This is a genomic window from Exercitatus varius (genome assembly GCF_029577735.1).
GTDB classification, from domain to species: Bacteria; Pseudomonadota; Gammaproteobacteria; order Enterobacterales; family Pasteurellaceae; genus Exercitatus; species Exercitatus varius.
The window spans coordinates 1-14,903 of sequence record NZ_JARQTO010000007.1 but is presented as its reverse complement, the minus strand read 5'-3'; the positions used below and the strand labels follow the sequence as shown (position 1 = coordinate 14,903).

12 protein-coding genes are annotated in these 14,903 nt (G+C 48.3%); 7 read left to right on the top strand and 5 right to left on the bottom strand.

Annotated elements, in window-relative coordinates; all coding sequences use genetic code 11:
* Positions 1-135 precede the first annotated feature (135 nt).
* Together ansB and aspA are read right to left on the bottom strand one after the other, a co-directional pair.
* Positions 136-1,185 (bottom strand): L-asparaginase 2, encoded by a 1,050-nt coding sequence (gene ansB, locus P7M01_RS06395; protein WP_317483546.1) that lies wholly within the window; start codon positions 1,183-1,185, stop codon positions 136-138.
* Positions 1,186-1,220: 35 nt separating this feature from the next.
* Complete coding sequence (aspA, locus tag P7M01_RS06390; RefSeq protein ID WP_202936690.1) at positions 1,221-2,648, bottom strand: aspartate ammonia-lyase; 1,428 nt, start codon at positions 2,646-2,648, stop codon at positions 1,221-1,223.
* A 283-nt stretch (positions 2,649-2,931) separates the two neighbouring features.
* Between aspA and P7M01_RS06385 the strand changes: the two genes are divergently transcribed.
* The 4 genes from P7M01_RS06385 to cls all read left to right on the top strand — a co-directional run bounded on the left by P7M01_RS06385 (position 2,932) and on the right by cls (position 9,844).
* A complete protein-coding gene (locus tag P7M01_RS06385) occupies positions 2,932-4,254 on the top strand; it encodes an anaerobic C4-dicarboxylate transporter (protein ID WP_317477766.1) in 1,323 nt (440 codons plus the stop codon).
* 327 nt (positions 4,255-4,581) lie between these two features.
* Positions 4,582-7,224, top strand: a complete 2,643-nt coding sequence (ppc, locus tag P7M01_RS06380) for a phosphoenolpyruvate carboxylase (RefSeq protein WP_317483545.1) — start codon at positions 4,582-4,584, stop codon at positions 7,222-7,224.
* Between the two features lie 246 nt (positions 7,225-7,470).
* On the top strand, positions 7,471-8,331 hold the full coding sequence (locus P7M01_RS06375; protein ID WP_202936687.1) for an endonuclease/exonuclease/phosphatase family protein: 861 nt from the start codon (positions 7,471-7,473) through the stop codon (positions 8,329-8,331).
* Between the two features lie 28 nt (positions 8,332-8,359).
* Positions 8,360-9,844, top strand: coding sequence for a cardiolipin synthase (cls, locus tag P7M01_RS06370; RefSeq protein ID WP_317477764.1), 1,485 nt, complete (start codon positions 8,360-8,362; stop codon positions 9,842-9,844).
* Between the two features lie 59 nt (positions 9,845-9,903).
* On the opposite strand, the gene P7M01_RS06365 is transcribed toward cls, so the two are convergent.
* From P7M01_RS06365 to P7M01_RS06355, 3 genes are all read right to left on the bottom strand, one after another.
* Positions 9,904-10,413, bottom strand: a complete 510-nt coding sequence (locus tag P7M01_RS06365) for a GNAT family N-acetyltransferase (protein WP_317477797.1) — start codon at positions 10,411-10,413, stop codon at positions 9,904-9,906.
* A gap of 2 nt (positions 10,414-10,415) precedes the next feature.
* The gene (narQ, locus tag P7M01_RS06360; RefSeq protein ID WP_317483544.1) at positions 10,416-12,101 is read right to left on the bottom strand and encodes a nitrate/nitrite two-component system sensor histidine kinase NarQ; all 1,686 of its coding nucleotides are present in this window, start codon (positions 12,099-12,101) and stop codon (positions 10,416-10,418) included.
* A gap of 121 nt (positions 12,102-12,222) precedes the next feature.
* Positions 12,223-12,789 carry a Dps family protein gene (locus P7M01_RS06355; protein ID WP_394853226.1) on the bottom strand — a complete coding sequence of 189 codons (567 nt, stop codon included), beginning with the start codon at positions 12,787-12,789 and terminating at the stop codon, positions 12,223-12,225.
* A gap of 235 nt (positions 12,790-13,024) precedes the next feature.
* On the opposite strand from P7M01_RS06355, the gene P7M01_RS06350 reads away from it, so the two are divergent.
* Genes P7M01_RS06350 through P7M01_RS06340 form a run of 3 tightly spaced genes read left to right on the top strand, consistent with a single transcriptional unit; the run spans position 13,025 to position 14,743 of the window.
* The gene (locus P7M01_RS06350; RefSeq protein ID WP_317483543.1) at positions 13,025-13,315 is read left to right on the top strand and encodes a YfcZ/YiiS family protein; all 291 of its coding nucleotides are present in this window, start codon (positions 13,025-13,027) and stop codon (positions 13,313-13,315) included.
* 43 nt (positions 13,316-13,358) lie between these two features.
* Entirely contained in the window at positions 13,359-13,508 is a 150-nt protein-coding gene (locus P7M01_RS06345) for a hypothetical protein (RefSeq protein WP_202936682.1), read from the top strand.
* Positions 13,505-14,743, top strand: coding sequence for a chloride channel protein (locus P7M01_RS06340; RefSeq protein WP_317483542.1), 1,239 nt, complete (start codon positions 13,505-13,507; stop codon positions 14,741-14,743). Before P7M01_RS06345 ends, P7M01_RS06340 begins: the two co-directional genes overlap by 4 nt.
* Positions 14,744-14,903 lie beyond the last annotated feature (160 nt).

Here is a 14,903-nt window from a genome sequence, read left to right as displayed (position 1 = left end):
CATTGTAATTGTCGGGTGTTTTTGATTCAAGTGCGGTCAAAAAACGCATCGTTTTTTTAAACGTTAACTTTGCCAACGGTCGGAGGCAATTCTTCTAAGGACAGCGAATAAAAACGCAATGCTTTTTCGACAAATTTAGAAATCCTCAAAATATTGCTGGATTTTCGCCGCATCTTTGGTTTTGGTTAAGGCTAACTGCAACAATACGCGCGCTTTTGGCGGATTCAGCGTACCGGAAGCGATAAAGCCGTACTGGCTGTCGTCCACTTCGGCATCGCGAGTGGTATAACCCGTCGGTACGCGGGACGAACGCACCACCGTCACGCCTTTTTTAGCCGCTTCCGCCAACAGATCCAGATTCGCTTTATTCATATTGCCGTTACCCACGCCGGCTACCACAATGCCTTCGTAACCCGCATCAAGCAAGGCTTTCAGCGGTTCTACAGGCATATTGGAATAAGCGTAAATAATGCCCACTTTCGGCAATTTTTCCAGATTATCCACATTAAACGGCGTATCAACGGTATGTTTGCTTTCAGGCGAACGTTCGTAATCCACTTTGCTGTTATGTACATAACCTAAAGTACCGAAATTCGGCGAATGGAAAGTCTGTACCGCCGTCGTGCTGGTTTTGGTCACATCGCGGGCGCCGAGTACTTCGTCGTTCATCGCCACCAACACTCCGCGTCCTGCGGATTTTTTATCTTTCGCAACGACAACCGCGTTATAAAGATTCAACGGACCGTCCGCACTCTTTTCAGTTGCCGGGCGCATTGCCCCCACCATCACCACCGGTTTTTCGCATTTCACCGTCATATCGAGGAAATAAGCGGTTTCTTCCATGGTATCCGTACCGTGCGTCACCACAAAACCGTCCGTCGAGCCACATTGACTGTTAATGGTACGCGCCAGTTTCAACCAGACGTCATCGGTCATGTCCTGCGAACCGATTTTCACTACCTGTTCGCCTTTTACATTTGCCAGCGTTTTAATTTCCGGTACCGCGTTCAATAAGGTATCGATATTCAACTGCCCGGCTTGATAGGCGGAACTCACTTCGCTTTCACCGCTGCCGGCGATAGTGCCGCCGGTGGCAAGTACCGTCAGATTAGGCAACTCCGCGGCAGAAGCGGAAAATGCCGATAATGCCAATAAGGTCGCTAACGTTAATTTTTTCAATTGCATAACTATTTTTCCTGTGAATGAGTTTTCACTGCGAATTAGTCTTCATCGGTAAAACGCGCGGCTTTGTAAGTCGGTTTCATCAGATTTTCAACGGATAAAATATCGTCTAGCTGCGCTTCGGTCAGTAAGCCTTTTTCCAATACCACATCGCGTACGCTGCGACCGGTTTGAGCACAGATTTTACCCACGATATCCCCGTTATGGTGACCGATAAACGGATTCAGATAAGTCACGATACCGATAGAGTTAAACACGTAATTTTCACAGATTTCTTTGTTTACCGTGATGCCGTCGATACATTTATCGCGCAAGTTTACGCAAGCGTTGGCAAGAATCTCGATAGATTCGAACATAGCTTGGCCGATTACCGGTTCCATAACGTTTAATTGTAGCTGACCGGCTTCCGCAGCAAAGGTGACGGTAGTGTCGTTACCGATCACTTTGAAGCACACTTGATTGACCACTTCAGGCACCACCGGATTTACTTTAGCCGGCATGATGGAAGAACCCGCTTGCAATTCAGGCAGATTAATTTCATTCAACCCCGCACGCGGACCGGACGAAAGCAAACGTAAGTCGTTACAAACTTTCGAAATTTTGACCGCACTTCGTTTCAGCGCACCGTGCACCATTACATAAGAACCGCAGTCGGAAGTGGCTTCAATCAGGTTTTCGGAACTGACGCAAGGCAACCCGGTGACTTCGGACAAATATTTCACCGCCAATTCGCGATAACCTTCCGGCGTATTCAGACCGGTACCGATTGCCGTCGCCCCTAAATTCACTTCAAGCAATAATTCCGCCGTACGTTTCAGATTTTTCACTTCTTCTTCAAGTAAAATCGCGAAAGCTTTGAATTCTTGTCCGACGGTCATCGGCACGGCGTCTTGCAGCTGAGTACGGCCCATTTTCAGTACATTGGCGAATTCCGTCGCTTTATTGTCAAAACCTTGTTGTAAATACTCGATTTTTTCAACCAGTTTCATAATACTGTTATACACTGCAATGCGGAAACCGGTCGGGTAAGCGTCGTTGGTAGATTGGCTGGCGTTCACGTGATCCATCGGATTGACGATGTTATATTCGCCTTTTTGATGACCTAGAATTTCTAAGGCTAAATTCGCCACCACTTCGTTGGTATTCATATTCACGGATGTACCGGCGCCGCCCTGGTACACATCGGACGGGAATTGATCCATACAACGTCCGTTTACCAGGATTTCATCGCAAGCCTGTACAATAGCTTTGGAGACTTTTTTCGGAATAGCGCCCAATTCGCCGTTCGCCAGCGCGGTGGCTTTTTTCACCATGACCATTCCGCGCACGAATTCAGGCACGTCGGAGATGCAATGATCGGAAATGTTAAAATTTTCCACCGCTCTTAAGGTGTGAATTCCCCAATATACGTCATTTGATACTTCGCGTTCACCCAATAAATCCACTTCAACACGTACGTTTTTCATAATTAATCCTCAATTTTTGCGTTAGGTCAGATTGTTGACGCGATAAATCATAACGGCTTTTATTCCGCAAAAATGTGATCTGGATCAAATTTTAATAAGTGTTTGATCGTACAAATATTTATTTGAGCTATTAAAAATTTTAAGGTTTAAATCCTTACTATTTAGCGGTATATTATCGGAAATTTTTAGATCCCTGATTTAAAGCTGTTCACAAAATGAACAAAACTGATATTCAGACTAAAAAAGTGCGGTTTACTTTTTATTACTTTTATGGAGAACAATTATGACTGCAATGTTTATAATCCAATTTGCCATCGTATTGCTCTGTATCCTGGTGGGTGCACGGGTCGGTGGTATCGGTTTGGGTGTATTCGGCGGCTTAGGGCTGGCTATCTTATCCTTCGGATTCGGGCTGAAACCCGCCGGTTTGCCGATTGACGTAATGTTTATGATTATGGCGGTAGTTGCCGCCGCGGCATCTATGCAGGCGGCCGGCGGTTTAGATTATATGATCAGAATCGCAACCAACATTCTGCGCCGTAATCCGAAATACATTACCTTTATGGCACCGGCGGTAACCTGGACATTCACCGTATTGGCGGGAACCGGTCACGTAGCTTATTCCGTGTTACCGGTTATCGCGGAAGTCAGCCGCCACAACGGCGTTCGTCCCGAACGTCCGCTTTCTATGGCGGTTATCGCTTCGCAATTCGCCATTGTCGCCAGTCCGATTGCCGCCGCCGTGGTTGCGGTCGTCGCTTACCTTGAACCGCAAGGCATCACATTGGGTAACGTGCTTTCGGTGACTATGCCGGCAACCGTATTGGGTATCGCTTTAGCCTGTATTTTTGTAAATAAAATGGGTAAAGAATTAAAAGACGATCCGGAATACCAAAAACGTTTGCAAGATCCGGAATACGTAAAATCCATTCACGCAGACAGCAATCCTGAGGAAATTGAAATCACTTCAAGCGCTAAAATCTCCGTTTCTTTATTCTTATTAGGCGCGTTACTGGTTGTGTTAATGGGTGCGATACCGTCATTACGCCCGGTCTTTGACGGCAAACCGATGGGTATGGCGCACACCATTGAAATCGTCATGTTGTCAATCGGCGCGCTTATCATCTTCTTCTGTAAACCGGACGGCACCGCAATCACCAAAGGATCCGTGTTCCACGCCGGTATGCGCGCGGTTATCGCCATCTTCGGTATCGCATGGTTGGGCGACACGTTAATGCAAGCGCATATGACCGAAGTTAAAGAAATGGTATCCGAATTAGTACATACCGCACCATGGGCCTTCGCTTTCGCTTTATTTGCGTTATCCGTACTGGTAAACAGCCAAGGGGCTACGGTTGCCACTCTGTTCCCGCTCGGTATCGGTTTGGGTATTCCTGCGCCAGTGCTTATCGGGGTATTTGTTGCGGTAAACGGTTATTTCTTCATTCCTAACTATGGTCCGATCATTGCCTCAATCGACTTTGATACCACCGGTACCACTCGAATCGGTAAATATATTTTCAACCACAGCTTTATGATTCCGGGCTTGCTCAGCATGTTCTTCAGCATCTGCTTTGGTTTGTTATTTGCCAACATGTTCCTCTAAAATTAACGGGAACAAGCAAAAAGTTGATCCGCACCGAAAGTCAAAGAAGCAAACCCATTTGATAAAGTGCGGGTCATTTTTTTATAGTTTTTTCAATCCCCGGAAACAATATTTTCAAATTAATTTACCGTTTTGGCTTTCACGTTTTTGCTAAGAATTCCTCTAAAAATTCACCTATATTTTTAAATAACAACTAATTTAAAAGCATATTTTTTAATTTTCCCCATTTATCGGAAATATCATTTGATCTTCACATAACTTTTGTTTATACCTACCCCATCGCAGGTATAAATACCTCAAAAATTTTTTATTTTTCGGAGGACTCTTATGACAGAAGAATATTTGATGATGCGTAACAACATCAACATGCTGGGGCGCTTTTTGGGCGAAACCATTCAGGAGGCGCAGGGTGACAATATTCTCGGACTGATTGAAAATATCCGCATATTATCGCGCAATTCCCGCAGCGGCGACGACAAGGCCCGGGCGGCATTATTAGACACGCTTTCCAATATTTCGACGGACAATATCATTCCGGTTGCCCGCGCCTTCAGCCAGTTTCTGAATCTGACCAACGTGGCGGAACAATATCAAACCATGTCTCGCTCCCATGAAGATAAAGTTTCCGCAGAACGTTCCACGGCGGCGTTGTTTGCCCGTTTGAAAGAGCAACATATTTCTCAGGACGAAATTATAAAAACCGTGCAAAAATTGCTGATTGAACTCGTTCTCACCGCTCATCCGACGGAAGTCACCCGCCGTTCATTAATGCATAAACAGGTTGAAATTAACAAATGTCTGGCACAACTGGATCATACCGACTTAACGACTGAAGAACAAAAAAATATTGAATATCAATTACTTCGCCTTATCGCCGAAGCCTGGCATACCAATGAAATCCGTACCAATCGACCGACGCCTCTGGAAGAAGCCAAATGGGGTTTTGCCGTCATCGAAAACAGTTTATGGGAAGGCTTGCCCGCCTTTATCCGCAAACTTAACGATGCCACCGTCGAACATTTAAATTACGCCTTGCCGGTGGATCTTACCCCGGTACGCTTCTCTTCCTGGATGGGCGGCGACCGCGACGGCAACCCCTTCGTTACCGCCAAAATTACGCAGGAAACGCTGCAACTTGCTCGCTGGAAAGCGGCGGATTTGTTTTTAACCGATATTCAGGCGCTTTGCGACGAGTTGTCAATGACGGCATGTACCGAGGAATTCCGGGAAAAATACGGCGATCACTTGGAACCTTACCGCGTGGTGGTAAAAAGCCTGCGCACCAAATTAAGAAACACCCTGGATTATTACAACGACGTGCTTGCGGGTCGCATTCCGCCGTTTAAACAGGATGAAATCATCTGCGAAGACCAACAACTCTGGCAACCTCTTTTCGATTGTTATCAATCCTTAACCGCCTGCGGTATGCGCATTATTGCCAACGGATTATTGCTGGATACGTTGCGTCGCGTTCGTTGTTTCGGCGTTACCTTATCGCGTCTGGATATCCGCCAGGAAAGCACCCGCCACAGCGACGCCATCGGCGAAATTACCCGTTACATCGGCTTGGGCGATTACAGCCAATGGACCGAAGACGACAAACAGGCTTTCCTGATTCGCGAATTGAGTTCTCGCCGCCCGTTAATTCCCCATAACTGGACGCCTTCGGAACAAACCCGGGAAATTTTAGACACCTGTAAAGTGATTGCTGAACAACCGGAAGGCATTATTTCCTGCTATATTATTTCCATGGCAAGAACCGCTTCCGATGTTTTAGCGGTGCATTTATTACTGAAAGAAGCGGGCATTTCATATCATTTGCCGGTGGTTCCGCTATTTGAAACCCTGGACGACCTGGACGCCTCCGAAGAAGTGATGACGCAACTGTTTAACGTCGGCTGGTATCGCGGCGTCATCAACAACCGTCAAATGATCATGATCGGCTATTCCGACAGCGCTAAAGATGCGGGCATGATGGCGGCTTCATGGGCGCAATACCGCGCGCAGGACGCCTTAGTCAAACTTTGCGAACAAACCGGCATCGAACTCACCCTCTTCCACGGTCGCGGCGGCACCGTAGGACGCGGAGGCGCACCGGCCCACGCCGCATTATTGTCCCAACCGCCCCGTTCCCTGAAAAACGGCTTACGAGTGACCGAACAAGGGGAAATGATCCGCTTCAAACTGGGTTTACCGGCTATCGCCGCAGAAAGCCTGGATCTTTACGCCAGCGCCGTTCTTGAAGCCAACCTTCTGCCGCCGCCGGAACCGAAAGCCAGCTGGTGTCGGGTGATGGACGAACTTGCCGTTTCCTCTTGCGAAATCTACCGCAATGTGGTGCGCGGCGATAAGGATTTTGTGCCTTACTTCCGCAGTGCAACGCCGGAACAAGAGCTGGCCAAACTGCCTTTAGGCTCCCGCCCGGCGAAACGCAATCCTCATGGCGGCGTGGAAAGCCTGCGGGCCATTCCCTGGATCTTCGCCTGGATGCAAAACCGCCTGATGCTGCCCGCCTGGCTCGGAGCCGGCGCCTCCATCCGTCAGGCGATGGAAAACGGCAAAGCGGCGGTAATTGAAGAAATGTGCAACCATTGGCCGTTTTTCAATACCCGCATCGGCATGCTGGAAATGGTGTTCAGCAAAACCGACAGCTGGCTGTCCGAATATTACGACCAACGTTTAGTGAAAAAAGAACTTTGGTATTTAGGCGAATCGCTGCGTAAACAGTTAAACGAAGATATCGCCACCGTCTTACGGCTTTCCGGCAAAGGCGATCAGTTAATGTCGGATTTGCCTTGGGTGGCGGAATCCATCGCGCTGCGCAACGTCTACACCGACCCGCTGAATCTATTGCAAGTGGAATTGCTGCGTCGTCTGCGGGCGGATCCCGAACATCCGAATCCGGATATCGAACAAGCGCTGATGATCACCATTACCGGTATCGCCGCGGGTATGCGTAACACGGGTTAGGCGATATTTATTCATCGCTTTTATCGCAAAAGTGCGGTCAATTTTTTGCAAGTTTTTCGGTATTGTATAGTATTTGCACAACAGCCTTAATTCTTGTTGCAACTGCTACACAATACCGAAGTTTTTTAAAAAACTCGGCAAAAATCGCCCGCACTTTTTGTCGCTCAGGCCCGGTGATCGGTAAAAATTTGAACAACTGCGCCGTTTATTGCTAAGATGGGCATCATTTATCAACTTGTGCACGAGATGAAAAAACGCACATTATTCTTAGTTATTACGCTTTTACTCGGCAGCGTCACTATGTTTTTAACCAAAAATCTGACTCTTTATCAAACACCGCAAGTGCTGTTTCAACATCCGCAGGAACAAGTGTTTGAGAAAGTCAAAGATAAAAATATTACCCGCTGGCAATGTTATCAGAATCTTCGCGCCGAAACCGTGCCCATGCGCGAATTCCGCTTGCTGAGCTGGAATATTCACAAAGGCGCGGATAACGGATGGCAACGGGATTTGCTGAATCTGGCGCAAGACAAACAGTTCGTTTTGCTGCAGGAAGCGACCACCTTACAGCGCATTCCGCAGACGTTTCCGCAATTTCAAACCGTATTACATACGCTGGCGTTTCAATTCCGCCACCAACAAACGGGCGTATTGAATTTATCCGATTTGGCGGCCGAACGTTATTGCGTTAACGCACAACCCGAACCCTGGCTGCGCCTGCCGAAGGTCATGGCGGCAATGCAGTTTGCGGTGGAAACGCAATCGCTGTTAATCGTTAACGTACATTTGGTTAATTTCGAATGGAAAACAACCGCCTATCAATACCAACTGGAAACGTTAAAACAGCTGGTTGAACGGCATCACGGCGCCGTGGTGTTAACGGGCGATTTCAATGCCTGGAGTAAAAACCGTACCGAACAGTTGCAGGCGTTAATCCGTTCCTTAGGCCTGACCGCCGTGCATTTTTCGCCGGACGAACGGATTAAAGCTTTCGGTTATCCTCTGGACAATGTGTTTACCCGCGGCATTATCGTGCATTCCGCGCAAAGTAAATCGTTACGCAGTTCCGATCACAATCCGGTAGAACTGCATTTTTCCCTGGAATAACGCGGATTTTACAGATGAAGGAAAGAATATGTTATTTTCGTTAACCTGGAGTGAAGTTCTATTGGCGCTTCACTTTACCGTTGTGGTTGCCTGCGCCGTTCGGGTGTTATACCGTCAACGCAATACGGGTTCGGCTTTCGCCTGGCTGGTGATTTTGCTGGCGTTTCCCATGGTGGGCGTTATTGCCTATTTGCTGGTGGGCGAAACCCGGATCGGCAGACGGCGTTTAGCCCGGACGTCGGAAATGACCCAATTCTACCAAAACTTCGCATCGGATTATCTAACGGACGAACAACACTTCAGCACGGACACACAACTGCCGAAATCCCATCAGGGAATTGAAAAAATGGTAAAAAAAGCCACCGGTCTGGGCGCCAATCAGCATAACGACATGCAATTGCTCACCTCTACCGATGACATCATCAACGCCATGATCGACGATATTCGGCAAGCCAAATTAAGCTGCTTGCTGGCTTTCTACATTATCGAGCCGGAAGGCAGGATCGATGCGCTGTTGCAGGCCGTCCTGGACGCCGCACAACGCGGTGTACGTTGTGTGATATTGGCCGACGCCATCGGCAGCGGTCGCTTTTTTCGCAGCCAATGGCACACTAAACTGCAATTAGCCGGCGTGTTCGTGCAATCTTCCCTGCCCATCAGTTTATTACGCACCCTTTATACCCGCAACGATCTGCGTAATCACCGTAAAATTCTGGTCGTCGATTATTACATCGGTTACACCGGTAGCTTTAATCTGATTGATCCGCGCTATTTCAAAAAAGATTCCGGCGTGGGCGAATGGGTGGACGTGATGATGCGCTGCACCGGCGCCGTGGTATTGGAAATGGCCGCCGTACTGTATGCTGACATCGCCGTTGAAAGCGAAGAAAACCTGCAACTGGTGCAAAGCTATCTGCTTCGTTACGAACAGACGGACGTAGCGGCAATTCCGACGCCGACGGGCAACATCACCACTCAGGTCATTCCTTCCGCGCCCGAACAGGATGAAAGCATTATTTACGAAACCATTCTATGCGCCATCCATTCCGCCACCAAACGAATCGTCATTACCACGCCGTATTTTGTCCCGAACGAGCCCTTGCTTATCGCGCTTACCACCGCCGCCCGCCGCGGCGTGGACGTCACCCTGATTTTGCCGGAAAAAGTGGATTCCTTCATGGTACGTTACGCTTCGCGGGCTTATTTCCCGTTATTGCTCAAGCACGGCATTAAAATCGCCCAATTTAACGCGGGATTATTACACGCCAAAACGCTGGTGATTGATGACGATTTCAGCCTGTTCGGCACCGTTAACATGGATATGCGCAGCTTCTTTCTGAATCTTGAAATCAGTTTGGCCATTTACAACCGAAACATGACCGAGCAAATCGCCGCGTTGCAACAGCAATATTTAGCCGACAGCCGCTATATCGACGAAGTGGACTGGCTCTACCGACAAAAATGGTGGGGACTGGTAGAAAATATCGTGCGCCTGGTCAGCCCGTTGCTGTAAGCGACGACAAAAAGGCGTTTGTCATCACGCCTTTCGTTGGATAACTAAAAAACGGTCAGCTATTCCACCGACTTCTGATAACCATAAATCAAAAAAGTCTGTAAGCTGTCGCCCATGTTAGCGATGTTCGGATAGCGCCCCCATTGGCGGAAGCCTTGTTTTTCGAACATTTTGCGGCTTACGTGATTTTCCTCAATCACATACGCCATCAAAGTATGTACGTCCAATTCTTCCATCTGCGCCTGCAAAAACCGAACCGCCTGCGAACCGTAGCCGCGGCCTTTTGCGGATTGATCCAGATAAACGCTGATTTCCACGGTTTGGTCAAATGCGGCGCGATCATAAAACGGCGAAAAGGAACACCAGCCAAAAACTTTGTTTTTTTCTACCGCACTTTCCAGCACCCAAATCGGATGGCGCCGGCTGTTCAGATGCGCTTCAAACCACGGACGACGCCCTTGTTCCGTTACAGGCGTCAAATCGGCGGTAATACGGCGTGAAGGAATCGCCTGATTATAAATCGCCACAATTTGCGGCAAATCCTGTTCTTTTGCAGTTCTGATTTTCATTTTTACAACACTATGCAAACTTCGGTGCCGCCGGTCGGGCGGTTTTTAATGGTTAATTGCGCATTCAACTGACGACTGCGTTCTTCCATAATCCGCAAGCCGTAATGCCCTTCCGGTTCGTCCAGACTCGGAATACCGACGCCGTCGTCACGAATAATAATTTCCTGCTCGCCGTCTTCGTTGGTATGCGCAATCACTTCAATCAGATTGGCTTTTGAATGTTTAATGGCATTTAACACGGCTTCGCGCACAATCTGCAAAGCGTGCACCAACTGTTGAGCGTTAAACACGTGCGACGGCAAACTGCAAGTCACACGCATCCGAATAGAGGTTTGGTTGCGCAGGCTGTCGATAACCTGTTCCAGCGCCAGTTTCAAATTAGCTTCCTGCACGGTTAACCGGAACGTCGCCAACAATTCCCGCAGCTGAGTGTAACCGCCGGTTAACGCCTGTTCGAAATCACGGATAATGGCCAGACTTTTGCTTTTTGCATCCGGCGCATCTTTATTCAAATTATGTTTCAGCAAAGTTAACTGAATTTGCAGATAAGACAACACCTGCGCCAGCGAATCGTGCAGTTCGCGGGCGATAATGGAACGTTCCTCCATCAATAACAGCTGTTGTTGCTGACGTTGCGTTTGGCTGAAATACAGCGATCGTCCCAACATTTGCCCGATATTTTCCAGCGTGCGCGGATCCGGGCAAGGCAAGCCTGTCTGCCAGCGTAACTCGCCGATACGATTGTTGTCGTCTCCTACATCCACCGATTGCCAGTTGAAATTTTCACTCGGCTCGCCCAGCAAAATATGAGTGTCATCGGCGATCAGCACCAATTCCAACGCGCGCAAATGCTCCGTCAACATCACATTTTTCATCACGCCACGTAAATGTTCGCTGTTCGTATCCATGCCGGAAAGCGCCTGCGAACAATGATACAACATAGATAAAGTACGGTTGGTTTGCGTGAGTTTTTGAGTTTTCTCCGCGATACGTTCTTCCAGATTGGAATAAATTTTGCTCAGTTCGGAAGACATTTGAGTGAACGCCTGCGCCAAATTTCCCAGCTCGTCCGAACGATTCACATCCAGCGGAACATGCTGGAAATTGCGCATTTGAACCTGCACGCTGGCGCGCGTTAATTGCTGCAACGGCGCCGCCACCTGTTTTTTAACAAACGCGGTAATACTGGCGACCAGCGCAATAATCAACAGCATGGACACCACAATCACCACGCTGGTAATAATCAGTTTTCGCTCGGCAAAGCGCTGCAGCGCAAACACGAAGCGATCCACCTGCGAAACATAATCGGCCAAATTCGCATCATAGGCGTTCATATCCCGCTCTAAGGCGATTTTTTCCATTTTGCCCCAGCTCGCGATGAGGTCATGATAGGCGCTTTTCAGCTCTTTCGGCACCAAAATCTGCGTGTCGATTTGACTTAAAGACAGCGAATGCAGAGATTTGCGATACTCGCGTAAATCCTGATACAACAAATTCGGGTAATTTCTCAGATTATGCAGAATGCGATAACTTTGATAACGCAACGAACCCGATACGTTAATTTGTTCGGCGTCGGAACGGTTACTCACCATAATGCCGAGCGCAAAAGTAGTCATAATGCCGGCAAAAATAATTACCGTAATCAGATAGCGGGCAATGCGCGTGGTCACCGATTTCTTAACGTTCACAATGAATCCTGATGAATAAAAAACGCCGGCTATTGTAACAAAAAACCGCGGCAACAAAAAAGTGCGGTCAAAAAAATCAACGTTTTTTACGACCGCACTTTGAATGCACTTAATTCAGCCTTTACAGATTGCCGGTTCCGTTATCCAGATGCGCGCGGATAAACCAATGCAGTTTTTCCAACGCCCGGGTTTGCGCCACCAGCAAATCTTCGCTAATCGGATCCAATTCACCGAAATGTTCCAACACGAAGCGGTGAGATTCAATGTTGTGCGTATAATATTTGTCGATGATACGCAAATGATCCTGCGCGGTAGCGCGACCTAACGGATATTCCGGGGTTTGGCGGGTCGCCACCAGATTGCCCGGCAAACCGTTCGGCGCAACGCCTAAGGCGGCAATACGCTCGGCGATTTCATCCACGAATTCGCGCACTTCGGCAACCTGTTCGTCCAACATTTCATGTACGGCGATAAATTGCGGCCCCACCACATTCCAATGGGCATGTTTTAAAATTAATTGCAATTCGTTCAAACCCTGCAACCGCATTTGCAACGCGTCCGCAATGGAATGACCGATTTTCACTTCCAAACCGGGAACGGTATGAGCGGCATTTTTATTGACATCCGCCGTTAAAGCCTTTGATTTTTCGGTTAAAGTTAAAACCGGATAATTCATTTTGTTTGACATAATCTTCTCCTTCTCTTTTTTATCACTTCTTTGCTTTGTTGGCTTCATTATATACCGCACGGCTCATTTTCATAATCGTTCTTTCGAATAACTTAAATAGAAAAAAACTATCGCTTTTACAATTAACGATTTTCATTTCCTATTAAATACGACAATCTCAACGCCGAAGGTTGCTTAGCGCGCCGTTTGGGGGTAAAGTGCACCCATCGGTTAACAACTTATAGGATAATCATTTATGAAAAACGATAAACCCGTTGAATGCGTCGGTTGCAACACGCTTGACGTGGGTTCCATTCTGGATAACAGCGATTTAAAAGCGACTTTCGATAAAGCGTATCCGACTCGGGCGGAAGCGGAAGCGGCGTTGGCGAAATTAACCCAAAAAGCGCGCGATACCGAAACCGAGCCTTGTCAAATTCAAAGCGAAATCAGCGAGACGGAAGGCGGTTTCCGTTTAACCGCCGATTTCACGTTCAGCTGCCAGGCGGAATGCGTGATTTTCCAATTAGGCACCCGCGCCGTATAAATTTTAATTCCATTAAAAGTGCGGTCAAAAAAACGAAAGTTTTTTGAACCTCGATATTGCCGACAATCCGGAAGATAGCAAGCTTGTCGGCATTTCCTATAAAAATTCTTTCATTTTTTTGACCGCACTTTTCAGCGCGATTCGTCTGCCAACCGACGTCACGCCGTTTGTTCTTACAATTCATCGTACATGACAAAACTTAATTTCCGTTTCTATCTTTCGCTCGTTTATATCGGTCTCATCGCCGGGTTGCTCGGCACTTCGCTCACTTATATTCTGCACGGCATTCAGCATTTCGCTTTCGGTTACGGCTTGAACGGCGAAAATCTGTCGTTTCGCGAAGGCGTGCTGCAAAGTTCCGCCGAACGCCGTTGGCTTGTTCTCACATTTTGCGGCATGCTGACGGGAATCGGCTGGTACGCCGTTCACCGTTACGGTCAAAAATTGTTAAGTATCAAGCAGGGATTGGACAATCCGCAACAAGGCGTGCCGTTTTTCAAAACCGTCGGCCACGCTTTATTGCAAATCGTCACCGTGGGATTGGGTTCGCCGTTGGGGCGCGAAGTGGCGCCGCGCGAAATGTCCGTGGCATTCGGCAGCGCATGGGTAAGAAAAGCCGGCTTGAACGACGGTGACGCCAGATTACTGCTCGCCTGCGCTTCCGGTGCGGGTTTGACGGCGGTGTATAACGTGCCGCTCGCTTCCACGATTTTCATTCTGGAAACCATGGTGCTCAGCGTCAATCTGCGTGCATTGGGCGCCGCCTTGATTACGGTAGTGATTTCCACTTGTGTCTCGCGCTTTTTTCTGGGCGATTTGGTGCAATATAGCCAGGTTACGCCGTTTCCGGTTAACACGTCATTACTGCTTTTTTCCGCGCTTATCGGCATGCTGACCGCGCTTGTGGTGCGGGGATTTCGTCGTTCCACCCAACGCCTGCCGTTTTTAGCGCGCACGGACAAACGCCTGATTCCCGTCGCCGTGCTGTTGTTCAGCCTTATCGGTTTTATTTCTATCTATCAACCCGAAATTCTCGGCAACGGCAAAGCCGGTAATCAACTGACTTTCGGCGAAATGATCGGTTGGTCGGAAAGTCTGCAACTCATGGCGTTAAAATGGCTTGCGGTATGGCTTGCCCTGGCGGCGGGCGCGTACGGCGGGCTGATCACGCCCTCTATGATGCTGGGCAGTACCTTTGCTTATAGTCTGGCTATCGGCTGGAACGCACTGTTTCCGTCGCTTTCCACGGAAGGTGCCGCCATTATCGGTGCCTGCGCGTTTTTGGGCATTATGCAGAAAATGCCGTTTACCGCCATGGTTTTTCTGGCGGAACTCACCCGCAGCAACGCGGAAGTGTTCATGCCGCTGACGCTGGCAATGGGCGCGGCGATTGCCACCGATCGTCTGGCAGCCAAATGGTGGGCATAGCCTGATAAGCGCGTCGGTAAACAAAAAGTGCGGGCAAAAAAATCAACGTTTTTTGCCCGCACTTTATTTTATCGGCGATGACGCATTAATTAAGCATAATACAATTCGTATTCCACCGGATGCGGCGTCATATTTACGCGTGCCACTTCTTTACGTTTGA

Excerpts from the sequence above, each read along its gene's own strand:
- ansB (WP_317483546.1), bottom strand. The coding sequence starts at position 1,185 with ATGCAATTGAAAAAATTAACGTTAGCGACCTTATTGGCATTATCGGCA.
- aspA (WP_202936690.1), bottom strand. The coding sequence starts at position 2,648 with ATGAAAAACGTACGTGTTGAAGTGGATTTATTGGGTGAACGCGAAGTA.
- P7M01_RS06385 (WP_317477766.1), top strand. The coding sequence starts at position 2,932 with ATGACTGCAATGTTTATAATCCAATTTGCCATCGTATTGCTCTGTATC.
- ppc (WP_317483545.1), top strand. The coding sequence starts at position 4,582 with ATGACAGAAGAATATTTGATGATGCGTAACAACATCAACATGCTGGGG.
- P7M01_RS06375 (WP_202936687.1), top strand. The coding sequence starts at position 7,471 with ATGAAAAAACGCACATTATTCTTAGTTATTACGCTTTTACTCGGCAGC.
- cls (WP_317477764.1), top strand. The coding sequence starts at position 8,360 with ATGTTATTTTCGTTAACCTGGAGTGAAGTTCTATTGGCGCTTCACTTT.
- P7M01_RS06365 (WP_317477797.1), bottom strand. The coding sequence starts at position 10,413 with ATGAAAATCAGAACTGCAAAAGAACAGGATTTGCCGCAAATTGTGGCG.
- P7M01_RS06355 (WP_394853226.1), bottom strand. The coding sequence starts at position 12,789 with ATGTCAAACAAAATGAATTATCCGGTTTTAACTTTAACCGAAAAATCA.
- P7M01_RS06350 (WP_317483543.1), top strand. The coding sequence starts at position 13,025 with ATGAAAAACGATAAACCCGTTGAATGCGTCGGTTGCAACACGCTTGAC.
- P7M01_RS06340 (WP_317483542.1), top strand. The coding sequence starts at position 13,505 with ATGACAAAACTTAATTTCCGTTTCTATCTTTCGCTCGTTTATATCGGT.